This is a genomic window from Kribbella antiqua, assembly GCF_004345665.1.
GTDB lineage: Bacteria > Actinomycetota > Actinomycetes > Propionibacteriales > Kribbellaceae > Kribbella > Kribbella antiqua.
Map to the genome: position 1 here is coordinate 289,686 of NZ_SLWR01000010.1, position 26,264 is coordinate 315,949.

General features: G+C 68.0%; 25 protein-coding genes. 2 read left to right on the forward strand and 23 right to left on the reverse strand.

Going from position 1 to position 26,264, the window contains the following annotated elements:
• Positions 1–235 precede the first annotated feature (235 nt).
• The 14 genes from EV646_RS27765 to EV646_RS27830 all read right to left on the reverse strand — a co-directional run bounded on the left by EV646_RS27765 (position 236) and on the right by EV646_RS27830 (position 13,044).
• Positions 236–2,320: a DUF6351 family protein gene (locus EV646_RS27765; RefSeq protein WP_132153656.1), complete on the reverse strand. Its 2,085-nt coding sequence runs from the start codon at positions 2,318–2,320 to the stop codon at positions 236–238.
• Between the two features lie 69 nt (positions 2,321–2,389).
• Entirely contained in the window at positions 2,390–2,821 is a 432-nt protein-coding gene (locus tag EV646_RS27770; protein ID WP_132153658.1) for a DUF2550 domain-containing protein, read from the reverse strand.
• 136 nt (positions 2,822–2,957) lie between these two features.
• The gene (locus EV646_RS27775) at positions 2,958–3,365 is read right to left on the reverse strand and encodes a F0F1 ATP synthase subunit epsilon (protein WP_132153660.1); all 408 of its coding nucleotides are present in this window, start codon (positions 3,363–3,365) and stop codon (positions 2,958–2,960) included.
• Positions 3,365–4,819 (reverse strand): F0F1 ATP synthase subunit beta, encoded by a 1,455-nt coding sequence (gene atpD, locus EV646_RS27780; protein ID WP_132153662.1) that lies wholly within the window; start codon positions 4,817–4,819, stop codon positions 3,365–3,367. Before atpD ends, EV646_RS27775 begins: the two co-directional genes overlap by 1 nt.
• 5 nt (positions 4,820–4,824) lie before the next feature.
• Entirely contained in the window at positions 4,825–5,736 is a 912-nt protein-coding gene (locus EV646_RS27785; protein WP_132153664.1) for a F0F1 ATP synthase subunit gamma, read from the reverse strand.
• A 6-nt stretch (positions 5,737–5,742) separates the two neighbouring features.
• Positions 5,743–7,380 carry a F0F1 ATP synthase subunit alpha gene (gene atpA / locus EV646_RS27790; RefSeq protein ID WP_132153666.1) on the reverse strand — a complete coding sequence of 546 codons (1,638 nt, stop codon included), beginning with the start codon at positions 7,378–7,380 and terminating at the stop codon, positions 5,743–5,745.
• An 87-nt stretch (positions 7,381–7,467) separates the two neighbouring features.
• Positions 7,468–8,265 carry a F0F1 ATP synthase subunit delta gene (locus tag EV646_RS27795; RefSeq protein ID WP_132153668.1) on the reverse strand — a complete coding sequence of 266 codons (798 nt, stop codon included), beginning with the start codon at positions 8,263–8,265 and terminating at the stop codon, positions 7,468–7,470.
• Positions 8,265–8,834, reverse strand: coding sequence for a F0F1 ATP synthase subunit B (locus EV646_RS27800; protein ID WP_132153670.1), 570 nt, complete (start codon positions 8,832–8,834; stop codon positions 8,265–8,267). The genes EV646_RS27795 and EV646_RS27800 overlap by 1 nt, the downstream gene beginning before the upstream one ends.
• Before the next feature lie 30 nt (positions 8,835–8,864).
• Positions 8,865–9,095 (reverse strand): ATP synthase F0 subunit C, encoded by a 231-nt coding sequence (atpE, locus tag EV646_RS27805; protein WP_132153672.1) that lies wholly within the window; start codon positions 9,093–9,095, stop codon positions 8,865–8,867.
• Between the two features lie 81 nt (positions 9,096–9,176).
• Positions 9,177–9,959 (reverse strand): F0F1 ATP synthase subunit A, encoded by a 783-nt coding sequence (atpB, locus tag EV646_RS27810; RefSeq protein WP_132153674.1) that lies wholly within the window; start codon positions 9,957–9,959, stop codon positions 9,177–9,179.
• 106 nt (positions 9,960–10,065) lie between these two features.
• Entirely contained in the window at positions 10,066–10,281 is a 216-nt protein-coding gene (locus tag EV646_RS27815) for a hypothetical protein (protein WP_132153676.1), read from the reverse strand.
• A gap of 69 nt (positions 10,282–10,350) precedes the next feature.
• Positions 10,351–10,815, reverse strand: coding sequence for a Cg1360 family ATP-synthase-associated protein (locus EV646_RS27820; protein ID WP_132153678.1), 465 nt, complete (start codon positions 10,813–10,815; stop codon positions 10,351–10,353).
• A gap of 193 nt (positions 10,816–11,008) precedes the next feature.
• Positions 11,009–12,127, reverse strand: a complete 1,119-nt coding sequence (locus EV646_RS27825) for a glycosyltransferase family 4 protein (RefSeq protein ID WP_132153680.1) — start codon at positions 12,125–12,127, stop codon at positions 11,009–11,011.
• The gene (locus EV646_RS27830; protein WP_241996371.1) at positions 12,127–13,044 is read right to left on the reverse strand and encodes an L-threonylcarbamoyladenylate synthase; all 918 of its coding nucleotides are present in this window, start codon (positions 13,042–13,044) and stop codon (positions 12,127–12,129) included. The genes EV646_RS27825 and EV646_RS27830 overlap by 1 nt, the downstream gene beginning before the upstream one ends.
• A 119-nt stretch (positions 13,045–13,163) precedes the next feature.
• Here EV646_RS27830 and EV646_RS27835 point away from each other — a divergent pair, with 119 nt between their 5' ends.
• Together EV646_RS27835 and EV646_RS27840 are read left to right on the forward strand one after the other, a co-directional pair.
• Complete coding sequence (locus tag EV646_RS27835; protein WP_132153682.1) at positions 13,164–14,177, forward strand: adenosine deaminase; 1,014 nt, start codon at positions 13,164–13,166, stop codon at positions 14,175–14,177.
• 12 nt (positions 14,178–14,189) lie between these two features.
• Positions 14,190–15,140, forward strand: a complete 951-nt coding sequence (locus tag EV646_RS27840) for a hypothetical protein (RefSeq protein ID WP_132153684.1) — start codon at positions 14,190–14,192, stop codon at positions 15,138–15,140.
• 110 nt (positions 15,141–15,250) lie between these two features.
• On the opposite strand, the gene prmC is transcribed toward EV646_RS27840, so the two are convergent.
• The 9 genes from prmC to argS form a co-directional block, all read right to left on the reverse strand.
• On the reverse strand, positions 15,251–16,078 hold the full coding sequence (prmC, locus tag EV646_RS27845; protein ID WP_132153686.1) for a peptide chain release factor N(5)-glutamine methyltransferase: 828 nt from the start codon (positions 16,076–16,078) through the stop codon (positions 15,251–15,253).
• Complete coding sequence (prfA, locus tag EV646_RS27850; RefSeq protein WP_132153688.1) at positions 16,075–17,151, reverse strand: peptide chain release factor 1; 1,077 nt, start codon at positions 17,149–17,151, stop codon at positions 16,075–16,077. The genes prmC and prfA overlap by 4 nt, the downstream gene beginning before the upstream one ends.
• An 87-nt stretch (positions 17,152–17,238) precedes the next feature.
• Positions 17,239–17,445 carry a 50S ribosomal protein L31 gene (gene rpmE / locus EV646_RS27855; RefSeq protein WP_130387310.1) on the reverse strand — a complete coding sequence of 69 codons (207 nt, stop codon included), beginning with the start codon at positions 17,443–17,445 and terminating at the stop codon, positions 17,239–17,241.
• A gap of 119 nt (positions 17,446–17,564) precedes the next feature.
• Positions 17,565–19,628, reverse strand: a complete 2,064-nt coding sequence (rho, locus tag EV646_RS27860; RefSeq protein WP_132153690.1) for a transcription termination factor Rho — start codon at positions 19,626–19,628, stop codon at positions 17,565–17,567.
• Positions 19,629–19,942: 314 nt separating this feature from the next.
• The gene (gene thrB, locus EV646_RS27865; protein WP_132153692.1) at positions 19,943–20,827 is read right to left on the reverse strand and encodes a homoserine kinase; all 885 of its coding nucleotides are present in this window, start codon (positions 20,825–20,827) and stop codon (positions 19,943–19,945) included.
• Positions 20,827–21,891: a threonine synthase gene (gene thrC, locus EV646_RS27870; protein ID WP_132153694.1), complete on the reverse strand. Its 1,065-nt coding sequence runs from the start codon at positions 21,889–21,891 to the stop codon at positions 20,827–20,829. The genes thrB and thrC overlap by 1 nt, the downstream gene beginning before the upstream one ends.
• Positions 21,892–21,896: 5 nt before the next feature.
• On the reverse strand, positions 21,897–23,189 hold the full coding sequence (locus EV646_RS27875) for a homoserine dehydrogenase (RefSeq protein WP_132153696.1): 1,293 nt from the start codon (positions 23,187–23,189) through the stop codon (positions 21,897–21,899).
• Positions 23,186–24,589 carry a diaminopimelate decarboxylase gene (gene lysA / locus EV646_RS27880; protein WP_132153698.1) on the reverse strand — a complete coding sequence of 468 codons (1,404 nt, stop codon included), beginning with the start codon at positions 24,587–24,589 and terminating at the stop codon, positions 23,186–23,188. The genes EV646_RS27875 and lysA overlap by 4 nt, the downstream gene beginning before the upstream one ends.
• Complete coding sequence (gene argS, locus EV646_RS27885; protein WP_132153700.1) at positions 24,586–26,244, reverse strand: arginine--tRNA ligase; 1,659 nt, start codon at positions 26,242–26,244, stop codon at positions 24,586–24,588. Before argS ends, lysA begins: the two co-directional genes overlap by 4 nt.
• Positions 26,245–26,264 lie beyond the last annotated feature (20 nt).

Sequence of the window (26,264 nt, forward strand, 5' to 3'; positions counted from 1 at the left end):
GGTAGGTGCGGTGGGTGCGGTGCGGTGGGTGCGGTGCGGTGCGGTGCGGTGCGGTGCGGTGCGGTGCGGTGCGGTGCGGTGCGGTGCGGTGCGGTGCGGTGCGGCAAGATGATGCGCCCGGGGCGGCGGCTCGATCGCCAACGGGCCGGCGCGGCGAACGGTTGGTCTGATGAAGGCTGATGCAGGCGCCCGGCGAGGGCGGTTCGGTGGCCAGCGGATCGGTGGGGCGAAGGGATCAGTTGAAGGTGAGCCAGGTGCCGGACAGGGGTTGCTGGCCGATGCCTGGCTTGGTGTAGTCGCAGACGCCGGTCGGGAAGATCGCGTTGAGGCGACTCCACTGGGCGTTGGTCCACGTGACGCCGTACTCGGATCGGATCGGCGGGCGGAGGCGGCATTTGATGATGTCTGCGGCTACGTCGGCGCCGGCTACCTCGCGGGGGAAGGAGGCGGAGGGGTAGAGCTGTTCGCAGCGGGAGGACGGGTCGCGGTTCAAGGGCTGGGCGATGAAGCCCTCGGGTCCGCGGCAGCCTTCTCGCAAACTCGACGGGCGGGCGGCGACGATCTTGTCGATGCGCGGGCGGGACGAGTCGTCAGCGGCAAGCGTGGTCAGCCACAGATCGAGGGAATCGACAGCGCCCTGCAGGAGCGGGCTCGCCGTACTGAAGAGGCCGTACTGTGCGTTCTCCAGCAGGCTGACCTGGTTGGCGGAGGTGCCATTGGCTTTCTCGAGCCGGGCTCGCATCGAGAAGGTGTGGTAGCGGACGTGGATGTCGCCGTACGGCTGATCGTCGAAGTAGGCGCGGTAGTCGATGATCGGTACGTCGGCCAGCCCTCCGCCGCCGCTTGTCAGCCGGCCGGTCCGGTACGCCGCACGCAACGCGATCGGGTCCGCCACGGTCCGGGCCGGGACGAGGTTGGCATCGGCATCGAACCCGCCGACCCGCTCATTCAAGTCCAGGAACTGTTCCGGCGTGATGACTCCGGACTGCAGGCTTCGCAAGCCGTACTGGACACCGACGTTGTCCAGCGGCCGCCGTGCGAACCCGGTCGCCGGGTTGGCGCCGTACACGTTGATCGTGTGGTCGTAGACGTCGCACCGGACGCCTTCCGGGTTCTGCACCGGGTCGTAGCGCTGCCCGGCGGGGAGGTGGGAGCAATTGCGCCGGGGGTCGATCCGGCCGGCGCTGATCGCCATGCTCGGCAGGGTCGCGTACGTCGCGAAGCCGGAGACCTGGCGCTTCTGCTCCTGCGTCCACGGGATCGCCGCCCCATCAAAGTAAGCATCCAGCAACCAAGCATCGCTGATGAACGTGATGGTGCCGAAGCCGACGTCCGGGAACGAGCAGCCGACGATGATGCCGTCGAAGATGCCCGGGTAGTTGTCGGTGATCTGGTGCGCCTGGTAAGAACCACCCGAGCAGCCGAAGCCGACGGTGAACTCCGGCCGGCCGTAGTGCTCGACGAAGTACTCCTTCGTCATCATCGCCGACTCGGCCGCGGTCAGGTCGTTGCAGTTCTGGCCGAAGACGTTCAGCGACGACGACATCAACGCGTAGCCGCGCCCGAGCAAGAACGCATCCGTGACTCCGCCGGTCGTGGTGCCGGAGCGGTACCAACCACCTGCGCATCCGCCGCCTAGCGTGAAGATCGCCCGGCCGTTCCACCCGCTCGATCGCCGTACCGGTGAAGGCTTTGGCTCGCTCAATGGATCGTGCAGCATGCTCGTCTGTACGACGGCCCGGTTGGCGCTCGCAGTCTCCATCCGTACGACGAACGGCACGCCACTGTCCGTCCGGGCCAGATCACCTGGGTACGACGTCGCGCCCAAAGGCCAGGCGGCCCACTGATCAGCGGTAGTCCGGTAGAAGTAGTCGGCCCGCGGCGCGACCGTGCAGTCGTCATCCAGCGGCTCCCCCAGAGTCCCACCGATCACCGGCACCACAAACGCAGCCGTCTCACACAAGAACGGCTGCTCCTGCGGCCCCGAGAACACCGGCCCTCGGCGTGGAAAATTGACCACCTCTAGCACCGCCTGCTGCTCACCCGCCGAAGCCCGCAAGGTGTTCGACCCCAGCCGCATCCCGCCGACCAATCCGATCCCCGCCGTGAACGCCGACGTCACATCCCGCCCGTTCAACGTCACCTGCACCCGACTCGGCCCGGCGACTCGTACGAGCGCATCACCCCCGGACACCATGTCCGCGCGACCGGACAGGATCTCCAGCCGCAACTCGTCCGACGCCGCGGCCGGTACGGCCGTCGGCAGCAAGACAAGGGCAAGCAGGCAGAACAGCAGACCGAATACGCGGGAGCGGCTCACTGGTCCTCCTACGCCAGAGGGTGACGACCTCTTACACGCTCTGTACTTACCCAGAATCTGGGTGGGGACTCAGTGGTAGGTCTGGCTGCTCGGGGGTGCTGATTCCATCCAGGCCAGGACGCCGGTGAGGGCTTCTTCGGTCATGGCGAAGTGGACGGTGTGGTCGTGGAGCTTGGCGTCCACGATGACGTGGCCGGCGTACGTCACCAGCGGTTCGTTGCCCATCGGGCGGCGGGTGGTGATGCCTTCCAGCTGGCGGCGGTTGACCACGAGCTTGGGCCACCAGGCGAGGCTGAAGACCCGGAACCACTGGAGGTCGTCGCCGACGTAGCGGGCCAGGCCGAGGGCCCAGCCGCGGCCGTGATCCTTCTCGGCCAGTTGGAGGCTGCAATCGAACGTGCCGCCGTCCCTGGACAACCAGCGACGGCGGCACGCGAAGGCGATGATCAGCAGTACGGCGGCAGCAAGACAGACCCCGACGACATCGAGGACTACCCTCATACCTTGCCGACCTCATTTCCGGTGCCCGATTGCCGGTACTTGCCCCGGGCACCCCGGAGAACCGTACTGTCAGTGACGATATTCGATTATGGCAGGTGGGTTCAGGGCCGGTTGCGGCCCCACCCCACCGCCGTGGTCAGGACGTCTTCTCGGCGGCCTGGACCCGTGCTTCGGCGAGCCGCACGTCTTCCTGTGCGGCCTCGGTGTCGCTTCCGGTCGCCTGGGCCCGCTCGAGGTCGCGGCGGGCCTCCTCCAGGTCGATGTCGTGCCCCATCTCGGCGTTCTCGGCCAGGATCGAGACCCGGTCGTTCGCCACCGAGATGAAGCCGTCCGGTGCGGCCGCGACGAAGTACTCGTCGTCGACGGTCCGCACCTGAACGGTTCCGGCCTGCAGCAGACCGAGCAGCGGCGCGTGGCCGGGCAGGATGCCCACCTCACCGTCGGTGGTGCGGGCGATGACGATCTTCGCCTGCCCCTGCCACACGGTCCGCTCGGCAGCGACCAGGGCAACCTCGAGATGCTTGCCGCTGGTTTCGTCAGCCATCAGTTGTCCTTCTGGAGCTCAGCCCACTTTTTCTCGACGTCGTCGAGCGAACCGACGTTGAAGAACGCCTGCTCGGCGATGTGGTCGCACTCGCCTTCGGTGATCTTCTTGAAGGACTCGATGGTGTCCTTCAGCGGCACGGTGGAGCCCGGGATGTTGGTGAACTTCTCCGCCATGTAGGTGTTCTGGGAGAGGAACTGCTCGATCCGGCGCGCGCGGGCGACGGTGATCTTGTCCTCTTCGGAGAGCTCGTCCACACCGAGGATGGCGATGATGTCCTGCAGTTCCTTGTTCTTCTGCAGGATCTGCTTCACCCGGACGGCCACGTCGTAGTGCTCCTGGCCGATGTACTGCGGGTCGAGGATCCGCGACGTGGAGGTCAGCGGGTCGACGGCCGGGTACAGACCACGCGACGCGATGTCACGGGACAGCTCGGTGGTCGCGTCCAGGTGGGCGAAGGTGGTCGCCGGCGCCGGGTCGGTGTAGTCGTCCGCGGGCACGTAGATCGCCTGCATCGAGGTGATCGAGTGACCCCGGGTCGAGGTGATCCGCTCCTGCAGCACACCCATCTCGTCGGCCAGGTTCGGCTGGTAACCCACGGCCGACGGCATCCGGCCGAGCAGCGTGGAGACCTCGGAACCGGCCTGGGTGAACCGGAAGATGTTGTCGATGAAGAGCAGCACGTCCTGCTCCTTGACGTCGCGGAAGTACTCCGCCATCGTCAGCGCCGACAGCGCGACCCGCAGGCGGGTGCCCGGCGGCTCGTCCATCTGACCGAAGACCAGCGCGGTGTCCTTGAAGACGCCGGCCTCTTCCATCTCGTTGATCAGGTCGTTGCCCTCACGGGTCCGCTCGCCCACGCCGGCGAACACCGACGTACCACCGAAGTTGTGGGCAATCCGGTAGATCATCTCCTGGATCAGAACCGTCTTGCCGACACCCGCACCGCCGAACAGGCCGATCTTGCCACCCTGCACGTAGGGCGTAAGCAGGTCGAGCACCTTGATGCCGGTCTCGAGCATCTCGGTCTTCGACTCGAGCTGGTCGAAGGCCGGCGCCTTGCGGTGGATCGGCCAGCGCTCGGCGATCTCGAACTCGGACTCGTCCTGGTTCAGGCACTTGCCGGTGACGGACCAGACCCGACCCTTGGTGACGTCACCGACGGGGACAGAGATCGCCGCGCCGGTGTCGCGCACCTCGACGCCGCGGACCAGGCCGTCGGTCGGCTTCATCGAGATGGCGCGGATGATGTTGTCACCGACGTGCAGGGCCACCTCGAGGGTGATGGTCTGGGTGCTGTCGCCCAGGGTGATGTCCACCTCGAGCGCGTTGTACATCTCCGGCATCGCGTCCACTGGGAACTCGACGTCGACGACCGGGCCGATCACCCGGGCGACGCGACCGATGCCGGCGGCACCAGCCTCGTTGTTCTTCTCGGTAACCGTGGCAGTCATCTCTCTCACTCGCTCCCGGCGTTCGCGTCGGCCAGCGCGCTGGCGCCACCGACGATCTCGCTGATTTCCTGGGTAATTTGGGCCTGGCGGGCCTGGTTCAGGTCCCGCGTCAGCTTCTCGATCAAGTCCTGCGCGTTGTCGGTCGCCGACTTCATCGCGCGCTGCCGGTTGGCCAGCTCGGAGGCCGCCGCCTGCAGCATGCAGTAGTGGATCCGGCTGGCGACGTACTTCGGCAGCAGGCCGTCGAGCACCTCCTCGGCGGATGGTTCGAACTCGTACAGCGGCAGCACCTCGTCCGCCGCCGGCGGCTCCTCGCCCTCGATGACCTCCAGCGGCAGCAGCCGGATCACGTCCGTGCGCTGGGTCAGCATCGACACGAACCGGGTGAAGACGATGTGGATCTCGTCCACACCGCCCTCCTCGGTCGGGGTCAGGAACGCCTCGATCAACGCGTCGGCGATCTCCCGGGCCCGGGCGAAGTTCGGGCTGTCGGAGTCACCGCTCCACGACTGCGCGACCTCGCGCTGCCGGAAGGTGTAGTACGCGATGCCTTTGCGGCCGCTGAGGTACGGGACGATCTCCTTCTCGTCCTCGCGCAGCAACTGGTTCAGCCGCTCACCTTCGCGGATCACGTTGGCCGAGTAGGCACCGGCCTGACCGCGGTCGGAGGTGATCAGCAGCACCGCGGCGCGCCGCGGGTTCTCCTTCTCGGTGGTCAGCGGGTGGTCGACGTTCGAGAACGTCGCCACCGCCGACACAGCACGGGTGAGCTCACGCGCGTACGGACCGGCCGCCTGGGCGCGCTGCTGCGCCTTGACGATCCGGGACGCCGCGATGAGCTCCATCGCGCGGGTGAGTTTCTTGATCGTCGAGACCGAGGCCTTGCGATCGCGAAGCTCCCGCAGACTAGCTGGCACGGTCGATCAGCCCCGCTTCTGCCGGACGATCTGCTCCTGCTCCACATCGCCTTCGGCCATCGCCTCGGCTTCTGCCTCGGTGCCGAGCAGCGTGCCCTCGGAGGTCTGGAACGTCGGCTTGAACGCGTCCAGCGCCTCGGTCACCGCCTGCGCCTCGTCGTCGCCGAACAGGCCGGACTCCCGGATGGCGTCGAGCACCTTGGTCTCACGCCGCAGGTAGTCCAGGAAGTCCCGCTCGAAGCGCAGTACGTCGTCGACCGGGACGTCGTCGAACTTGCCCTTCGTACCGGACCAGATGGAGACGATCTGCTCCTCCACCGGGTACGGCGAGTACTGCGGCTGACGGAGCAGTTGGACCAGCCTCTGACCCCGGTCGAGCTGCCGGCGGGAGGTGGCGTCGAGGTCGGACGCGAACATCGCGAACGCTTCCATCGCGCGGAACTGGGCCAGGTCGATCTTCAGCGAGCCGGACACGTTCTTCATGCCCTTGACCTGCGCGGCGCCACCGACCCGGGATACCGAGATGCCGACGTCGATGGCCGGCCGGATGTTGGCGTTGAACAGGTCGGACTGCAGGAAGATCTGGCCGTCGGTGATCGAGATGACGTTGGTCGGGATGAACGCCGAGACGTCGTTGGCCTTGGTCTCGATGATCGGCAGACCGGTCATCGAACCGCCGCCGAGCTCGTCGGACAGCTTCGCGCAGCGCTCGAGCAAGCGGCTGTGCAGGTAGAAGACGTCACCCGGGTACGCCTCGCGGCCCGGCGGGCGGCGCAGCAGCAGCGACATCGCGCGGTACGCCTCGGCCTGCTTGGTCAGGTCATCGAACACGATCAGCACGTGCTTGCCCTGGTACATCCAGTGCTGACCGATGGCCGAGCCGGTGTACGGCGCGACGTACTTGAAGCCGGCCGGGTCGGACGCCGGGGCGGCGACGATGGTGGTGTAGTCCATCGCGCCGGCCTCTTCGAGCGCACCGCGCACCGCGGCGATCGTCGAGCCCTTCTGGCCGATCGCGACGTACACGCAGCGGACCTGCTTCTTCGGGTCGCCGGACTCCCAGTTCGCCTTCTGGTTGATGATCGTGTCGACCGCGATCGCCGTCTTGCCGGTCTTGCGGTCACCGATGATCAGCTCGCGCTGGCCGCGGCCGATCGGGATCATCCCGTCGATCGCCTTGATGCCGGTCTGCAGCGGCTCGCGGACCTCCTGGCGGTCCATCACGCCGGCCGCCTGCAGCTCCAGCGCGCGGTTGCCCTCGAGGTCCTTGATCTCGCCGAGGCCGTCGATCGGCTTACCCATCGGGTCGACCACGCGGCCGAGGTAGCCCTCGCCGACCGGGACCGAGAGCACGGTGCCGGTCCGGCGGACCTGCTGGCCCTCCTCGATCCCGTCGAACTCACCGAGGACGACGACACCGATGTCGCGGACGTCGAGGTTCAGCGCGATGCCCCGGGTGCCGTCCTCGAACTCGAGCAGCTCGTTGGTCATCGCCGACGGCAGGCCCTCGACGTGCGCGATGCCGTCACCGGCGTCGACAACCGTGCCGACCTCTTCCCGAGTCGTCTCCTCCGGTTGGTACTCGTTGACGAACTGATCCAGGGCGTCCCGGATCTCCTCCGGCCTGATCGTGAGCTCAGCCATGCTGTATTCCTGCTTCCTTGACCTTGCTGGCCTGTTGTTGGCTCTAAAGGCTTGCTGACCCTTAGCGCCTTGCTATGTCGTTAGGGGTCAGCCCGCGATGCGCCGCTGCGCCTCGTCGAGCCTGGCCGCGATGGTTCCGTCGATGACCTCGTCGCCGATGTCCACCCGGACACCGCCGACGACGCCTCTGTCGACGATCACGTTCAGCTGGATGTCCCGGCCGTACTGGCGGCCGAGCACCTCGGCCAGCCGGGTGCGGTCGGCCTCCGACAGGTCGGTGGCGACCCGCACGGTGGCGATGCTGGCGTTGCGCCGGGCCGCCGCCGCGACCATGTAGGCCCGCATCGAGGCCGCAAAGTGACGGCCCCGGCCGTCCACCGCGCGCTCGACCAGCCGCACGGTGACCGCGTCGGCCTTGCCCTGCAGCAAGCCGTGGATCAGCTGCTGCCGCAAGCCGACCGGGATGCTCCGGTCACTCAGCTTGTCGCTCAGCGCCCGCTCGGCCACGACCACCCGGTCCAGGCGGAACAGCTCGTCCTCGAGATCGTCAAGCTTGCGCCGGCCGTCGGCGTACGCCACGTCGGCCTCGACGCTCAGCTGCTCCAGCGCGTCGCCGAGGTCGCGGCCGCTGACCCAGCGGCCGGCCACGGCGGCGGTCAGGATCTCCTGCGCCTGGGCGGAGATCTTGCCGCTGAACAACTGCCCGGCCAGGCGAGTGCGGGCCTCGGTCGGGCGAGCCGGGTCGGTCAGGGCCCGCCGGAGCGAGCCGTTACCGTCCAGCACCTTGGCGATCGAGAACAGCTCGGTGCCCAGCTCCTCGGTCACGCTGACACTCGCCAGGGCCTCCTCGGCCCGGGCGAGTGATTCGTGCGAAGCGCCGCGCATCAGCCGTCCGTTCCGACGGCCTGACGAGCGGACTCCGACGCCTCCAGGTCCGCCAGGAACCGCTCGACGGTGCGACGCTGGCGCGCCTCGTCCTCGAGCGACTCACCGACGATCCGGCCCGCCAGCGTGGTCGCCATGGTGCCGACCTCGCTGCGCAGCGAGGCGACCGCCTGGGCCCGCTCGGCGTCGATCTGGGTCCGCGCGTGCGCGACGATCCGGTCGGCCTCGACGACCGCCTTCTCGCGCATCTCCGCCATGATCTGCGCACCCTGCTCCCGCGCATCCTCACGGATCCGCGCAGCTTCCTGCCGGGCCTCGGCCAGCTGCGCGTTGTACTTCTCCAGGGCCGCCTTCGCCTCGGCCTGGGCCTGCTTGGCCTCGTTCATCCCGCCTTCGATCGCCGCGGTCCGATCGGCGTACGCCTTCTCGAACTTGGGAACGACGACCTTGGCGAAGGCGATGGCCAGCAGGACCAGGAAGACGAAGCCGAAGATGATCTCAGCCGTGTGCGGCAGCAGCGGGTTGGCTTCCTCGCCCGCCTCCGTCAGCGGAAGCACCATCGTCAACATGTCTGAGTCCTGTCAGTCAGAGGGAGTGGATCAGGCGCCCGAGCGGAAGACGAAGGCCAGAGCGATACCGATGATCGCCAGCACCTCGGTCACGCCGAAGCCGATCCAAGCGATCGACTGCAGCTTGCTCTGAGCCTCGGGCTGACGCGCGGTGCCGTTGATCACGGCGGCGAAGATCAGACCGACGCCGACGCCCGGGCCGATCGCGGCGAGGCCGTAGCCCAGTACTGCGATGTTGCCGGAAATCTCCAGTGCGGTCATTGCAGTGTGTTCCTTTCGGTACGGATAGCGGCTATCCGGGTTTCCGTTACTACGGGTCTAGGGGTACTGCGGTACTGCGGATCAGTGGTCTTCGGCGATGGCGCTGCCGATGTACTGCGCGGTCAGCACGACGAAGATGTAGGCCTGGATGCACTGGACGAACAGCTCCAGTCCGGCGATCGCGATGCCCATCAGGAAGGTCACGACGCCGACCCCGGCCAGGCCGATGCTGCCGGCCTCGAAGACCATGTACTCGCCGCCGAGGACGAACACCAGCAGCAGGATGTGGCCGGCGAACATGTTCGCGAACAACCGCAGACTCAGCGAGACCGGCCGCACCAGGATGTTCGAGATGAACTCGATCGGGATCATCAGCGGCATCAGCCAGGCCGGCACCCCGGCCGGCATCGTCTGGTGCTTGAAGTAGCCCCAGGCGCCGTGCTTCCTGATGCCGACCGCGTTGTAGATGACCCAGCTCATGATCGCGGCCACATAGGCCCAGCCGACATGGCTGAAGGTCGGGAACTGGATCAGCGGAACGGTCGCGGCGACGTTGTTCAGCAAGATGAAGAAGAACAGGCCGGTCAGGTACGGCACGTACTTCATGTACTCGGCGCTGCCGATCGCGTCGCGGGCGATCGAGTTGCGGACGAAGTTGTACCCGAGCTCGCCGGCGAACTGCAGCTTGCTGGGAACAACCGCGGCCTTACGGGACGCACCCCAGAAGAACCAGACGATCACCACGACGGACAGCGCGGCGACCAGGACCGGCTTGGTGAACCAGTCGACGCCGTCGATGATCGGCAGGGTGTCGAAACTCTCGGGACCGGGCGGGGTGAACTCGGTCGGAACGCCGGCAATCACCGGGTCTCCTCTCGCGTCGTGCTCAAGTCGGACGCCTTGTAGCAAAGGGCAGGGCGGCTCAGGGCATGGCGGTCAACAACGTCAGACCCGGCAGGGAACGAAGGAACTAGGACTTCGACCCGTACCGGAAGTGCAGCAGCGCAATGGTGAGCCCGGCACCGAGGACGATGCCCACCGGAAGCAAGAACTGGGTGCCGAACAAGCGATCCAGCCCGAACCCGATGCCGCCGTACACCACGACACCGCCGATCAAGTAGGACAGGACCCGCCAGCCGTCGCCCGCGTTCGGGGGTGATGGCTTCGGATCCTGATGCTCGCTCATTGGCACCCGAAACGTACCAGTCGTCGACATGTGCGGTCACATTGGCCCCCACCGCATTACCGTGGGTGCTCATGCCGTCACTTCCTGGTCAAGGTCGTAGATCGGCACCCGCAGCCGGGACCAGGCCCAGATCTCACCCGCCATCCAGCCCATCACGACCACCAGCGCGCACAGGCCGAGCACGGTGAGGTTCACGTGCTTGGCCAGGGTGTCGGAGTTCAGCGCGACCGCAAGCAGTCCGCCGAAAATCGCGATCCGGCCGGTGTACGACGCCATCGCCACCGCGAGCTGGGTGGTCGGCGACGTACGGCGGGACAGGTGCAGGGCGAGCAGCCCCGCGCCGGAGAAGGTGACGACGATGACCAGGCCCAGCAGGGCGCCCCACAGGCCTGCGACACCGGCTGCGACGGTGGAAACGGCCGCGGCATTCACGCCGACGACCACGGCGGCGACGAGTGCGCCGCGCAGCATTACCAACGCCGGGTGCCTGGTTGCCTGGCCGGCGACTTTCGGACTCTGAGCCGAGGGAGCCATCTGGTGGTTCCGTCCTGCTGGCGACCGGGTCTCGCGGCCCGGTCGTCGGGTGGGCGGGGTCAGGGGTGTCGCTGTTCTTTGCTGGTGCTTGTGAAAACTAGCACAAAGTCTGCACGGTCAGCAAAACGGAGCCCCTGCCGCTGTACAGGGCCACCCTATCGGTAGGCCAGGTGATTGAGTGGTCTGGTGTCACTCAGACCTTGGCGAGCGGTTTCCGCTGACGTCTCGGGAGGCCCGTCGTGAGCAGCACCGCGGTGACCGCGACGGCCAGCACGATGAGGGCGGTCCACCAGAACAGCACCAGCCCGAGGACCACGACGCCGTACGCGATCAAAGCGGTCCACAGGTACATGAGCAGGACCGCCCGGCGGTGCGAGTGGCCGCGCTGCATGAGGCGGTGGTGCAGGTGCAGCTTGTCCGCGGCGAAGGGTGAGCGACCGGCCTTGGTACGGCGGATGTAGGCCAGCGTCAGGTCGAGCGCCGGGATCGCGAGTACGGCGATCGGCAGGACCAACGGCAGCAAGGCCGGGAGCAGGCTGGAACCGCCGACCTCGTACGGGACCGCGTTCGGGTCCATCTGGCCGGTCAGGCTGATCGTGGACGCGGCCAGCATCAGGCCGATCAGCAGGGCGCCGGAGTCGCCCATGAAAACCCTGGCAGGGAAGAAGTTGTGCGGCAGGAAGCCGAGGCACGCACCGGCCAGGGCGACCGTGATCAGGGTCGAGGTGGTGGCGCGGTCGAGGTTCTGCTCGACGTTCAGCAGGTACGAGTAGGTGAAGAACGCGGTCGCGCCGATCGCGGTGACGCCGGCGGCCAAGCCGTCGAGTCCGTCGACGAAGTTCACCGCGTTGCAGGAGACGAGCAGGATGCCGGCGGTGAGTACGGCGAGTTGCGCGGGCGGCGGCGAGACGACGCCGCCGGGGAGCGGGAGCCAGTACAGCTGGATGCCCTGGACGACCATCACGCCGACGGCGAGGACTTCGCCGGCGAGCTTGGTGATGGCATCGAGTTCGTACAGGTCGTCGACGACGCCGACGGCGCAGATCACCACGCCGCCGATCAGGATCGCGCGGGCGTCGTGGGCGACCTGGAGGCTGTCGCCGAGGAAGGGCAGGCTGGATGCGACCGCGAAGCCGGCGATCAGGCCGCCGAGGATGGAGATCCCGCCGAAGTACGGGATCGGGACCTTGTGCACGTCCCGGGCCCGGACCTTCGCGACAGCGCCGTACCGGAGTGCGATCTGCCGGGCCACACCGGTCAGCAGGAAGGTCGTGGCCATCGCCACGAACAGGACCAGCAGGTACTCGCGCACTAGTCCGCAGGCCTCACATCGGGTTCGGTCGGCTTCTCGTCCTGTTGCTTCGACGCCTCAACCGGCTGATCGGTTGGCTCGACCTCGTCCGCGGGCTTCTCTTCCTCGACGCGCTTCTCTTCCCCGGCGAGCTTCTCTTCCCCGGCGGGCTTCTCTTCCCCGGCGGGCTTCTCTTCCCCGGCGGGCTTCTCTTCCCCGGCGGGGATCTCTTCCCCGGCGGACTTCTCTTCCTCGGCGGGCTTTTCTTCTTCGGCGGGCTTTTCGTCGTCGTCTTCGAGGTCTGTGGTGACTTCGGGGACGACCGCCCGGAGCTGAGCGAGCGACAGCGCGCCCAGACGTACGACGTGAGGTGTGTCGCCGGTGATGTCGACGATCGTGGACGGCTGCCCGCCGGTCACCTCACCGCCGTCCAGGTAGACCGCGACCGAGTCCTGCAGTTGCTCCTCGGCGTCGTACACGTCCAGCGCGGCCGGCTGACCGCTCTTGTTCGCCGAGCTGACCGCGAGCGGTCCGGTCCGCGACAGCAGCTCGCGGGTGTTCTCGTGGTCCGGCACCCGCAGCGCGACCGTGCCCTGGGTCTCCCCCAGGTCCCACATCAGCGAGGTCTGGGCGTGGCAGATCACCGTCAACGGCCCGGGCCAGAACTCCTGTGCCAGCTTCCGGCCGGAGTCCGGGATGTCGGTGGCGAGCGCGTCCAGCGACTCCACCACTGAGATCAGCACCGGCGGCGGCATGTCCCGGCCACGGCCCTTGGCGTCCAGCAGCCGCTGGACCGCGTCGGCCTTGAAGGCGTCCGCGGCGAGGCCGTACACGGTGTCTGTCGGAAGGACGACCAGGTCGCCGGCCTCGATGGCGTCCACAGCCGCTCGATAGGCCGGTGCCAACTCGTCGCCGGTGAAGTCGAAGCGCTCACTCACGCACCGAATCGTGCCACTCACGCACCCACCGGCTCCACCCGGGCTCCACTAGCGCCAACTTGACAGATGATTGTCAGCTTCGCAGCACGTCACCGGCGATCGTCCTTAGGATCCCGGTCATGACTGTCTCGCGTGAGTTCCTCGCCGGTCTGCCGAAGGCCGAGCTGCATGTCCATCACGTCGGATCCGCCTCGCCGCGGATCGTCGCCGAGCTCGCCGCCCGGCATCCCGAGTCGCCGGTGCCGGCCGATCCGGCCCTGCTGGCGGAGTACTTCAAGTTCAGCGATTTCGCCCACTTCATCCAGATCTACCTGTCCGTCGTCGAGCTGCTGAAGACGCCTGAGGACATCCGGCTGCTGACCTACGAGATCGCCCGCGAGATGACCGGGCAGAACCTGCGGTACGCCGAACTGACGGTGACGCCGTACACCTCGGTGATCCGCGGGATCGCCGCCGAGGCGTTCTGCGAGGCGATCGAGGACGCACGGATCGCGGCCGAGAAGGACTTCGGCATCACCCTGCGCTGGATCTTCGACATCTCCGGTGAGTCGGGCCTGCCGGCCGCCGAGGAGACGCTGCGGATCGCGACGAAGATCCGGCCGGAGGGTCTGGTCGGGTTCGGCCTCGGCGGACCGGAGATCGGCGTACCGCGGCCGCAGTTCGCCCCGCACTTCGAGGCGGCGATCGCCGAAGGGCTGCGGAGCGTTCCGCACGCCGGCGAGACGACCGGGCCGGAGACGATCTGGGACGCCGTACGGGTGCTGAAGGCGGAGCGGATCGGCCACGGTACCTCGACGATGCAGGACCCGGCGCTGGTCGACTACCTGGGTGAGCACCGGATCCCGCTCGAGGTCAGCCCGACGTCGAACATCGCCACCCGGGCGGTCGCGTCGTACGACGAACACCCATTGCGCGCGATGGTCGACGCCGGCCTGGTCGTCACGATCAACTCCGACGACCCGCCGATGTTCGGCACCGACCTGACCAACGAGTACGCCGTCGCGGCCAAGCTGCTCGAGCTGGACGAAGCCGGCGTCGCCGAGTTGGCCAAGACGGCCGTACAGGTGTCCTTCGCCGAGGACTCCGTGAAGAAATCCCTGGTCTCAGAAATCGACGCATACGCGGCTGGATGATTACCTGGACCGGTGCGGAAACTTGCAGGGGTTGTGGCGGCGCTCGGATTGCTCGCGGGCGCCGCTGCTTGCAGTGACGAAGTGGGCGGTCCGGCCTCGACGCCTTCGCCGACCACAGCGGTATCCAGCAAGCCGTCCGTACCGGCGACGACGACGCCTCCACCTGGTCCTGGGGATTTGCCGCGAGGTGGGCGGACGATCTTTCCGAAGTACCAGCTGGTCGGGTACGTCGGCCTGCCCGGCTCACCGGCCCTCGGCCCGCTGGACAAGGACCTGGACAAGAAAGCGGCGTCGCTGGAGACGTTGTCGCGGACGTACGCCGCCGGGCGCACACCGCAGCCGGTGATGGAGCTGATCGCGGTGGTCGCGAAAGGCACTCCCGGCAAGGACCGGCTGTATCGCGGACGGTTGCCAGACGCAACGATCGACGAGTACCTGGCGGTCGCGCGGAGGCACCGGATGCTGTTGCTGCTCGACGTACAGCCAGGCCGCGCCAAGATCCTTCCCGAGGTGAAGCGGCTCGAGCGGTGGCTGAAGGAGCCGGACGTCGGCCTCGCGTTCGATCCGGAGTGGGCGGTCGGGCCTGGGCAGGTCCCTGGGCGGGTGTTCGGTCATACGACCGGCGCCGAGCTCGACAGCATCGCGTCGTACCTGTCGGGTCTCGTGACCGCGAACAGGCTGCCGGAGAAGGTGTTCGTGTTCCATCAGCTGTCGCGGCGGATCGTCAGCAACGAGCATGCGCTCCGCAAGCACCCGGGCGTAGTCACGATCAAGTCGGTCGACGGCATCGGCCACCAGAAGGACAAGGTCGAGACCTGGTCCAAACTGACCCCGAACCTCCCACCTGGCGTCCACGCCGGCTTCAAACTCTTCTACACCGAAGACCGCCGCCACGGAACACTCATGACCCCCACCCAGGTCCTGTCCCTCAAGCCCCGCCCAGAGTTCGTCGTGTACGAATAACGAACTGCGTGTTGTGTTCGCGCATGTGGCGGGAGCTGCTGACACAGGGCGGCTGAAACCCCGGCCATTGAAGGGAAAGACGCCACCAAAACCCTCCACAGTCTTTCGGTCTAGATGCGATGGCCGGTGGTGAAGCGGTTCTTCCCGGCGAGGTCCAACTGGTCTCGGACTTCCGTGAACAGGCCGATGGCGGCAAACACCGCTGGAGCGGATGCACCTTGGACGTCGGCGTGTTCGCAGGCGAACCAGCCGCCGGGTTTGAGGAGGCGGGCGGCGGTGGCGGCGACGACCTTGATTTCGTCCAGGCCGTCGTCGCCGGACCATAGCGCCAGTGCCGGGTCGTGGTCGCGGACCTCGGTGGTGACGGATTCCCAAGCGGTCAAGGGGATGTACGGCGGGTTGGCGATCACCGCGTCGACCTGGCCGTCGAGCTCCGGCAGGCAGCCGTCGATGTCGCCCTCGTGCAGGACTGCGCCGGTCCCGGCTAGGTTGCGACGAGCCCAGACACACGCTTCGGGTGACAGCTCAACCGCGTGAACGACGCTGTCCGGGCGCTCTGTCGCCACTGCGCCGGCAATAGCACCCGAGCCGGAGCACAGGTCCACCACCAGAGGGGTTTCGATGCCGGTCAGCTTGTCGAGGATCCAGCCGACCATCACCTCGGTCTCCGGCCTCGGCACGAAGACACCGGGGCCTACCGCGAGCTCCCGGTAGCGGAAGGCCGCCGTACCGGTCAGATGCTGCAGCGGTTCGCGAGCCGCCCGGCGTGCGATCAGCTCGTCGTACTGGCGAAGCTCTTCGACGTTGGGTTCGCGCAGGGTGAGCCGGGTCGTGTCAGTCACGAAGGCCAGGAGCTCAGCGGCGTCGAAGTCGGGTGAGGCAACGCCGGCCTCGCGTAGGCGCTCGGCCGCCGCGGCGACGAGCTCACGAACACTCACTGGGATTCGACGGCCTCGAGGCGGGCGGCGAGGTCGGCGTCCGTGAGGGCCTGGATTACCGGCGCCAGCTCCCCGCCCAGGACCTGGTCGAGGTTGTGGGCCTTGTAGCCGACGCGGTGGTCGGAGAAGCGGTTCTCCGGAAAGTTGTACGTCCGGATCCGCTCCGACCGGTCGACAGTCCGGATCTGCGAGCGGCGGGCATCCGAAGCCTCCTGGTCGGCGACCTCCTGCGCCGCCGCGAGCAGCCGGGCCCGCAGCACGCGCATGGCCTGCTCACGGTTCTGCAGCTGCGATTTCTCGTTCTGCATCGACACCACGATGCCGGTCGGCAGGTGCGTGATGCGTACGGCGGAGTCCGTCGTGTTCACGCTCTGACCACCCGGACCCGACGAGCGGAACACGTCGATCCGCAGGTCGTTCGGGTCGATCTCGACGTCGACGTCCTCCGCCTCCGGCAGCACCAGTACACCGGCCGCCGAGGTGTGGATCCGCCCCTGCGACTCGGTCACCGGCACCCGCTGGACCCGGTGCACCCCGCCCTCGAACTTCAGCCGAGCGTACGGCGCCTCACCCGGCTCAGGGGTGCCTTTCGCCTTCACCGCGACGGTGATCGACTTGTACCCGCCCAGGTCGGACTCGGCCGAGTCGAGCACCTCGGTCTTCCAGTTCTGCGACTCGGCGTACTTCAGGTACATCTTCAGCAGGTCGCCGGCGAACAGCGCGGACTCGTCGCCGCCCTCACCGGCCTTGATCTCGAGGATCGCGTCCTTGTCGTCGCTCGGGTCGCGCGGGACGAGCAGCACCTGCAGCTTCTCGGCCAGCTCGTCGCGGCGGGCCGCCAGCTTGGTGGCCTCCTCGGCGAACGCCGGGTCCTCGGCCGCGAGTTCCTTCGCGGCTTCGATGTCGTCGCTGGTCTGCAGCCATTCGTCGTACGTGCGCACCACCGGCGCGAGGGCGGCGTACCGCTTGCCGACGCGGCGGGCGTTGGCCTGGTCGGAGTGCAGCTCCGGAGCGGACATCTGCCGCTCCAGCTCGGCGTACTCCGCCTTCAGTGTCTGGACCGCTTCGAACATCGCGCACTCCTCCCTTCGGACATCCTGGACAGACAAACCGCGCGCCGGTCCCGCAAAGAGATGCGGAACCGGCGCGCGGTGAGACAGCTACTTCTTGGCGTACCGCTTCTCGAAGCGGGCAACCCGACCACCGGTGTCGAGAATCTTCTGCTTACCGGTGTAGAAGGGGTGGCACTGCGAGCACACGTCGGCGTGGATCACGCCGTTCTCCGCGGTCGAGCGCGTGGTGAACGTGGCGCCACAGGTGCAGGTCACCGTGGTGTCGACGTACGTCGGGTGGATGTCGCTCTTCAAGGGTTCTCCTAGGTTCAGGTGCCCCGGGTCGCCCGCGGATGCGGACGTGAACCGGAACCAACACACAAGTTTGCCATCTGAGGGCGTCCGATGACGAATCGGCCGCCCTCAGCTGACCGTCAGTTGCCGTCGTCGGTGCTGCGGCCGCCTGCGGACGGTGTCGTCTTGTTCACCTGGAGCAGGAACTCGATGTTCGACTTGCTCTCCTTGAGCTTGCCGATCAGGAGTTCCAGCGCCGCCTGGCCGTCCAGCGCCGACAGCACCCGCCGGAGCTTCCAGACAACCTGCGTCTCGTCCTTCGACATCAGCAGTTCCTCGCGGCGGGTGCCGGAGGCGACCACGTCGATGGCCGGGAAGATGCGGCGGTCGGCGAACTCGCGGCGCAGCCGCAGCTCCATGTTGCCGGTGCCCTTGAACTCCTCGAAGATCACCTCGTCCATCTTCGAGCCGGTCTCGATCAGCGCGGTGGCGAGGATGGTCAGCGAGCCGCCGTCCTCGATGTTGCGCGCGGCACCGAAGAACCGCTTCGGCGGGTAGAGCGCGGACGAGTCGACACCACCGGACAGGATCCGGCCGCTGGCCGGCGCCGCGATGTTGTACGCGCGTCCCAGCCGGGTGATCGAGTCGAGCAGGACGACGACGTCGTGGCCGAGCTCGACCAGCCGCTTGGCCCGCTCGATCGCCAGCTCCGCGACCGTGGTGTGGTCGTCGGCCGGGCGGTCGAAGGTCGAGGCGATGACCTCGCCCTTGACGGTGCGCTGCATGTCGGTGACCTCTTCGGGCCGCTCGTCCACCAGCACCACCATCAGGTGCACTTCGGGGTTGTTCGTGGTGATCGCGTTCGCCAGCGCCTGCAGGACCATCGTCTTACCGGCCTTCGGCGGCGAGACGATCAGGCCGCGCTGGCCCTTGCCGATCGGGCTGACGATGTCGACGATCCGGGTGGTGAGCACACCGGGCTCGGTCTCCAGCCGGAGCCGCTCGGTCGCGTACAGCGGGGTCAGCTTGTTGAAGTCCTGCCGCTGCCGGGCGATCTCCGGGTCCGACCCGTTCACGGTGTCGATCCGGACCAGCGGGTTGAACTTCTCCTTGCGCTCACCCTCCTGCGGCTGCTTCACCGCACCGGTGATCGCGTCGCCCTTGCGCAGGCCGTACCGCTTCACCATCGAGAGGGCGACGTACACGTCATTCGGGCCGGGCAGGTAGCCGCTGGTCCGGACGAACGCGTAGTTGTCGAGTACGTCGAGGATGCCGGCGGCCGGGACGAGGACGTCGTCCTCGCTGATCGTCGGCTCCGGGTCGAACCGCTCGCCGCGGCCGCGGTTGCGGCTGTTGTCCCGGGGGCCGCCCTGGTTGTCGCGGGTGCGGTCCCGGTCGCGACCCCGGCGGCGCCGGCGACGGCCCTCGCCTTCGTCGCCCCCACGGTCGTTCTGGTCCTGCCGGTTCCGGTCGCGGTTCTGCTCGCGGTTCTGGTTGTCGCGGTTCTGGCCACCGTCGCGGTTCTGGTTGTCGCGGTTGCCGTCCCGGTTCTGGTTGTCCCGGTTGCGGTCGCGGTTCTGGTCGCCGCGGTTGTCCCGGCTGTCCCGGTTGCGGTCGCGGTTGCCGTCCCGGTTCTGGGTGTCCCGGCTCTCGCGGTTCTGGTCGCGGTCACTCCGGTTGTCCCGGTTGCCGCGGTCCTCCGCCGCCTGGTCCGCCTTCGGCTCGGCCGGGGCGGTGCCGTTCTGCGCGGTGCCGTTCTGCGCGGCGACGCCGTTCTGGGTCGTGACCTGCGCGGCCGGCGCCTCGACGGCGGCTGCGGCCTCGGCGGGCGCGCCGTTCTGGACCGCGTCCTTCTCGGCCGCGGCGCGGCTACGCCGGCTGCCGCCCTCCCGCTTGGCGGGAGCCTTGGCCGCCGGCGCCTCGGCGGCGCCTTCGTCCAGGGTCGGCTGGCTCGCCTTCGGGCGCGACGCACCCGTGGAACCACCGGCCTGGGCGGCCTTGATCGCCTCGATCAGCTGGCCCTTGCGCAGAGCGCCGGTGCCCTTGATGCCCAGCGTCCCGGCGAGCTGCTTGAGCTCGGGGAGAAGCATGCCCTCGAGGCCGCCACCAGCCTTCCGGCGACGCGTCGCGGTGGTGGCCGCAGCGTCGGTACCCGGGGCCGGCGTGGTGCCGGCGCCGCTGGAGGCTTCAACAGTTTCTGTCACGTGAGGTCCTTCCCACACGGATCGTCGATGTCAGATGTGCGCATCGACAGTTTCATCACCCACGACCGAGAAACGGCGACGTGGGCACAAGAGGCTCTCGCTCGATCTGAGTCCCCCCGGAAATCCCCGGCGCAGGCGGCGCAAGGTCTGTCCACAGGAGGGTCGCCACACAAAACCTGGGAGCTGAGCCCGGATCGTGACGAGAGTTCACCGATCACCTGGAGGGGATCGGGTGAGTCGAGACTAGCACCACTGCGGGTCGTTCTGCTGACTCGAGGGGTTCAACGCGTGTCAGTCGTGAATGATTCCCGGCTCTACCCGGACTCCATCGACCAGACCTGTACGCCGACTGGATCGATCCCCAGGTCGTACCGCGTCCAGCCGTCCGGCGGCGGTGGCGCCTGGTTGACTGGGCTGCCCAGCACGAGCACGGTCGGCCCGGCACCGCTCACCACTGCCGGCAGACCACTGCCCCGAAGCTTGTGCACGAGGGCAAGGCTCTCCGGCATCGCGGGCTCGCGGTACTCCTGGTGCAACCGGTCCTCCGTGGCGGTCATCAGCAGTTCCGGCCGCCCGGAAAGCGCCGCTACGAGCAGCGCCGCACGACCCGCGTTGGCCGCCGCATCCGCATGCGGTACGACGTTCGGCAGCAACCCACGCGCTTCCTTCGTCAGCACCCGGTTGTCCGGCACATAAGCCACCCCGACCAGCGCCTCACCCGGCTGAAGCCGGACCGCGCGGCCACTCCCAGCGTCGGTCCAGGCAATGGTGAACCCACCAAGCGCACTCGCTGCAACGTTGTCCGGATGCCCCTCGATCTCGGTCGCCAACTCGACAATCCGATCGCGGTCCAACTGCACGCCGGCCAGCCCGTACGCCGCCGCCAGACCACCCACGATCGCAGCCGACGACGACCCCAGCCCGCGACCGTGCGGAATCTGGTTCTCACACAGCAGCGAGAACCCCGGCACCTCGGCCTCGAGCGCCTGCAGTCCGGCCCGAATCGACCGTACGACGAGGTGCGACTCGTCCAGCGGGACCTCGCCCTGACCGGCGCCGACCACCTCGACCCGGACCCCGGATCCACCTGGGGTGACGATCAGTTCGTCGTACAGGGTGAGCGCGAGGCCGAACGCGTCGAAGCCGGGGCCGAGGTTGGCGCTCGTCGCGGGGACCCGGACCCGTACCTGGTTCAGCATCAGATCAGGCCGGCGACGCGGGCGACGTCGTCGGTGTGGGCGGGCGTCACCGGCGACTCCTTCACCTTGGCGTGGTCGAGCGCGGTGTCGATGTCCTTCAGGCCGTGACCTGTGACCGTGATCACGACGGTCGAGCCGCCGTCCAGCCAGCCCTGCGCCTTCGCGTGCAGCAGACCGGCGACGCCGGCCGCCGAGCCGGGCTCGACGAACACCCCTTCGCGGGCGGCGAGCTCACGCTGCGCGGTCAGGATCTGCTCGTCGGTGACCATCTCGATCCGGCCGCCGGACTCATCCCGGGCGGCCTCGGCCAGCGTCCAGGACGCCGGATTCCCGACCCGGATCGCGGTCGCTGCGGTCTCCGGGTGCTCGACGATCTTCTTGCGCACGATCGGTGCGGCGCCTTCGGCCTGGAAACCCCACAGGCGCGGCGTCTTGGTGGCCAGTTTGTCCTTCGCGTACTCCTGATAGCCCTTCCAGTACGCCGAGATGTTCCCGGCGTTGCCGACCGGCATCACATGCAGATCCGGGGCGTCGCCGAGCGCGTCGCACACCTCGAAGGCGGCTGTCTTCTGGCCTTCCAGCCGGACCGGGTTCACCGAGTTCACCAGGGCGACCGGGTAGTTCTTCGCGAGTTCGCGGACGATCCGCATGCAGTCGTCGAAGCTGCCGTCGATCGCCACCAGTTGCGCGCCGTGCACGATCGCCTGAGCCAGCTTGCCCTTGGCAATCCGGCCGGCCGGGAGCACGACCAACGGCAGCAGTCCCGCACGTACGGCGTACGCGGCCGCGGAGGCAGAGGTGTTACCAGTGGAGGCGCAGACAACGGCCTTGTCACCGGCCTGCGCGGCGAGCGAGATCGCGACCGTCATACCGCGGTCCTTGAAGGAGCCGGTCGGGTTGTTGCCCTCGACCTTGAGCCAGACCTCGCAGCCGGTCTGCTCACTCAGCCACTGCGCGGCCACCAGCGGCGTCCCGCCCTCGCCGAGCGTGACCACCGGTGTGTCCGCCGAAACGGGGAGCCGGTCTCTGTATTCCTCGATCACGCCCTGCCACTGGTGAGCCATTGTGCTCAGTCTCCTTCTACCCGCATGACACTGCTGACTTCCCGAACGATGTCCATGTCGCGCAGGGTCTCCACGGTCGCGGACAACGCGGCGTCGGTCGCGGTGTGGGTGACCACCACCAGCTGCGCGTCACTGCCCCGGCCCTCCTGGCGGACGGTCTGGATCGACACGTCGTGCTCGGCGAACGCGTGGGCCACCGCCGCCAGCACACCGGCCTTGTCGGCCACGTCCAGCGACACGTGGTAGCGGGTCATCGCGTCACCCATCGGCCGCACGGCTCGCTGGGTGTACGACGACTCGCCGACCCCCGGCACACCCTTGAGCCGGTTGCGCGCGGCGGACACGAGATCCCCGAGGACAGCACTGGCCGTCGGGGCGCCGCCGGCACCACGACCATAGAACATCAGCTGGCCGGCCGCCTTGGATTCCACGAATACAGCGTTGTAAGCGTCCCGGACGGACGCGAGCGGGTGGCTCTGCGGGATCATCGCCGGGTAGACCCGGGCGCTGACCGAGTCGGTCGCCTCGTCCAGTTCGCAGATCGCCAGCGACTTGACCACGCAGCCCATCTCGCGGGCCGAGGCGATGTCGGTGGCGGTCACCTCGGTGATGCCCTCGCGGTGTACGTCGGCGATGGAAACCCTGGTGTGGAAGGCCAAACTCGCCAGCAGCGCCGCCTTCGCGGCCGCATCGAAGCCCTCGATATCGGCGGTCGGGTCAGCCTCGGCATACCCGAGCGCTTGGGCCTCCTCCAGCGCCTCGTCGAAGCCGGCGCCGGTGGTGTCCATCTTGTCCAGGATGAAGTTCGTGGTGCCGTTGACGATGCCCATCACCCGGACCACGTCGTCACCGGCGAGCGACTCGCGCAGCGGCCGCAGGATCGGGATCGCCCCAGCCACGGCGGCCTCGAAGTACAGGTCGCGCTGGTACTTCTCCGCGGCCGCGAACAGCGTCGGCCCGTCTTCGGCGAGCAGCGCTTTGTTCGCCGTCACCACGGACGCGCCGTGCTCGAGCGCGGACAGGATCAGGCCACGGGCCGGCTCCAGCCCGCCGATCACCTCGATCACCAGGTCCAGGTCGCCGCGCGACACCAGCGCCTGGGCGTCGGTCGTGATCAGCGCCGGGTCGACCGCGATGTCGCGCACGCGTCCAGGCCGCCGTACGGCGATCCCGGCGATCTCCAGGCGGGCACCCACCCGGGCGGCGAGGTGGTCAGCCTGCTCGGTCAGGATCCGCACAACTTCGGTGCCGACCACGCCACAACCGAGCAGGCCTACCTTCAGCGGTTTGTCGTTCACTCGTCCCCCATATCGAGGCGTAGCAGATCGTCTTCGGTTTCCCGCCGTACGACGATCCGCGTGTGACCGTCCTTGACCGCGATCACCGGTGGTCGCGGTACGTGGTTGTAGTTGCTGGCCATAGACCGGCAGTAGGCACCCGTCCCCGGTACGGCGACCAGGTCGCCGGGCCGCACGTCCGACGGGAGGAACTCGTCCTTGACCACGATGTCGCCGGCCTCGCAGTGCTTGCCGACGACCCGGGCCAGGCGTGGCTCGGCGTCGGAGTAGCGGTTGGCCAGCGTGCAGGAGTAGTCGGCGTCGTACAGGGCGGCGCGGATGTTGTCACTCATGCCACCGTCGACGGAGATGTACGTGCGGGACGCGCCGGCGTCGAGCTCGACCTCCTTGACCGTGCCGACCGTGTAGACGGTGCAGACGGCCGGGCCGACGATCGCACGGCCGGGCTCGATCGACACCTTCGGGACGTCGACCTGGAACGCGCGGCACTCGTGCTCGACGATCTTGCCCATCTCGGTCGCGAGCTGCGCGGGGTCGGAAGGATCGTCCTGGGTGGTGTAGGCGATCCCGAAGCCACCACCGAGGTCGAGCTCCGGCATGTCCACGCCGAGCTCCTCGGAAACCCTTGCGTGCAAGGCGATCACGCGCTTCGCCGCCACCTCGAATCCGGACGAGTCGAAGATCTGCGAGCCGATGTGCGAATGCAGGCCGAGCAGCTCCAGCTCCGGTGCTTCGTTGACTCGGGCAACGGCTTCGTAGGCGGCGCCGGAGGTGATGGAGAAGCCGAACTTCTGGTCCTCGTGCGCGGTCGCGATGTACTCATGGGTGTGCGCCTCGACCCCGGCCGTGACCCGGATCATCACCGGCGCGGTCGTGTTGCGCTCGCCGGCGAGCTCGATCAGCCGGGTGATCTCGTACTCGGAGTCGACGATGATCCGGCCGACACCTGCGTCGATCGCTCTGGCCAGCTCCGACTCGGACTTGTTGTTGCCGTGGAACCCCAGCCTGCGTGGGTCGGCGCCTGCCCTCAGAGCGACAGCGAGTTCTCCCCCGCTGCACACGTCGAGGTTGAGGCCTTCTTCCATCACCCACCGGACGACCGTCGTACAGAGGAAGGCCTTGCCCGCGTAGTAGACGTCGAAGTCCTTGAAGGCGTGCTTGAACGCGCGGGCGCGGGCCCGGAAGTCGTCCTCGTCCAGCACGTACGACGGACTGCCGTGCTCGGCGACGAGGTCGCGGACGTCGACCCCGCCGACGACCAGCGAACCCTCTGCGGTCTTCTTGGCCGTGGACGACCACAGCTGCGGGACCAGGTCGTTGACGTTGCGGGGCGCGCGGAGCCAGCCCGGACCACGGTGGCCGATGTCCGCGTGCAGCGCGCCCGCCTCGTGCGCCCTCACATCCGCTCCGGTGCGGAGACGCCGAGCAGGTCCAGCCCGTTGGCGAGCACGGTCCTGGTCGCGGAGACCAGGGTCAGGCGAGCCTTGTGCACAGGCTCCACCTCCTCATCGCCGCGTGGCAGCACGCGGCAACTGTCGTAGAACTTGTGGAACGCCGACGCCGTGTCCTCCAGGTAGCGGGCGATCCGGTGTGGTTCGCGCAGCTCGGCGGCGGTGGCGACGATGCGCGGGAACTCGGCCAGCGCACGGAGCAGGTCGCCCTCGCGCTCGTGACTGAGCAGGCCGGGGTCGAACTCGTCCAGCTTGATACCTAGCTCGTCGGCGTTGCGGAGGATCGACGCCAGCCGGGCGTGCGCGTACTGGACGTAGTACACCGGGTTCTCGCTGGCCTGGCGGGTCATCTCCTCGATGTCCAGGGTCAGCGGTGAGTCGGCCGGGTAGCGGCAGAGCGTGTAGCGCAGCGGGTCGACACCGCCCTCCTCGACCAGCTCGGCCAGCGTGACGATGGTGCCGGCCCGCTTGGACAGCCGCATCTCCTCGCCACCCTTGAGGATCTTCACCAGCTGACCGATCAGGATCTCGATGTTGTGCTCGGGGTCGTCACCGGCGCAGGCCGCGATCGCCTTCAGCCGGTTCACGTACCCGTGGTGGTCGGCGCCGAGCAGGTAGATACAGACGTCGAACCCGCGCTCGCGCTTGTTCACGTAGTAGGCCGCGTCCGAGGCGAAGTACGTCGGCTCGCCGTTGGACCGGATCAGGACCCGGTCCTTGTCGTCGGTGAAGTCCGTCGTCCGCATCCACAGCGCGTCGTCGGCGTCGTACAGGTGGCCCTGGTCGCGGAGCTTGTCGATCGCGTGGCCGACGCCGTCCTGCTCGTGCAGGCTGCGCTCGGAGAACCAGACGTCGAAGTTGGTCCGGAAGTGCTCGAGCTGGGACTGCTGCTCCTTGAGCTGGCGCTCGTACCCCGCCTCGCGGAAAGCGATCACCTGCTCGTCTTCTGGGAGCTCCGTGATGCCTGGGACCTCTTTGGTGATCTCCTTGGCGAGATCGAGGATGTACTCGCCGTGGTAGCCGTCCTCGGGGATCGGCTGACCGTGCGCTGCCGCCTGCAGGCTGGCGCCGAACTTGTCCATCTGGGCGCCACGGTCGTTGATGTAGAACTCGCGGGTGACCTTCGCGCCGGCGGCGGCCAACACGCGGGCGAGCGCGTCGCCGACGGCGGCCCAGCGGGTGTGGCCGAGGTGCAGCGGGCCGGTCGGGTTGGCGGAGATGAATTCCAGGTTGTACGTCTGGCCGTGCAGGCTGTCGCTCGTGCCGTAGCTCGAGCCGGCGTCGAGGATGGCCTGGGCGATCTTGCCCTGGGCATCGGCCGCGACCCGGATGTTGATGAAGCCGGGGCCGGCGATCTCGACGGCGGTGATCGCCTCGTCGTCCTGGAGCTTGGCCGCGAGGAGCTCGGCGAACTGGCGCGGGTTCAGCCCGGCGCGCTTGCCCAGCTGCATGGCGACGTTGGTGGCGTAGTCCCCGTGCTCGGGGTTCTTGGGTCGCTCGACCTTCAGCTCGCGCGGCAGCCCGCCCTCGACGGCGATGGTGCCGTCATCGGCGAGCGCATTCAGGACCTGCAGGATCTTCTCAGCGAGCTGTTCCGGAGTCACCGCCTCAGCCTAATGGCCCC

Bases quoted from the DNA above. Each gene is read 5' to 3' on its own strand.
- EV646_RS27835 (WP_132153682.1), top strand. From the start codon at position 13,164: ATGACTGTCTCGCGTGAGTTCCTCGCCGGTCTGCCGAAGGCCGAGCTG.
- EV646_RS27800 (WP_132153670.1), bottom strand. From the start codon at position 8,834: ATGTTGACGATGGTGCTTCCGCTGACGGAGGCGGGCGAGGAAGCCAAC.
- atpD (WP_132153662.1), bottom strand. From the start codon at position 4,819: ATGACTGCCACGGTTACCGAGAAGAACAACGAGGCTGGTGCCGCCGGC.
- prfA (WP_132153688.1), bottom strand. From the start codon at position 17,151: ATGTTCGAAGCGGTCCAGACACTGAAGGCGGAGTACGCCGAGCTGGAG.
- EV646_RS27795 (WP_132153668.1), bottom strand. From the start codon at position 8,265: ATGCGCGGCGCTTCGCACGAATCACTCGCCCGGGCCGAGGAGGCCCTG.
- thrC (WP_132153694.1), bottom strand. From the start codon at position 21,891: ATGGCTCACCAGTGGCAGGGCGTGATCGAGGAATACAGAGACCGGCTC.
- EV646_RS27815 (WP_132153676.1), bottom strand. From the start codon at position 10,281: ATGAGCGAGCATCAGGATCCGAAGCCATCACCCCCGAACGCGGGCGAC.
- atpE (WP_132153672.1), bottom strand. From the start codon at position 9,095: ATGACCGCACTGGAGATTTCCGGCAACATCGCAGTACTGGGCTACGGC.
- EV646_RS27770 (WP_132153658.1), bottom strand. From the start codon at position 2,821: ATGAGGGTAGTCCTCGATGTCGTCGGGGTCTGTCTTGCTGCCGCCGTA.
- EV646_RS27820 (WP_132153678.1), bottom strand. From the start codon at position 10,815: ATGGCTCCCTCGGCTCAGAGTCCGAAAGTCGCCGGCCAGGCAACCAGG.
- EV646_RS27775 (WP_132153660.1), bottom strand. From the start codon at position 3,365: ATGGCTGACGAAACCAGCGGCAAGCATCTCGAGGTTGCCCTGGTCGCT.
- thrB (WP_132153692.1), bottom strand. From the start codon at position 20,827: ATGCTGAACCAGGTACGGGTCCGGGTCCCCGCGACGAGCGCCAACCTC.
- atpA (WP_132153666.1), bottom strand. From the start codon at position 7,380: ATGGCTGAGCTCACGATCAGGCCGGAGGAGATCCGGGACGCCCTGGAT.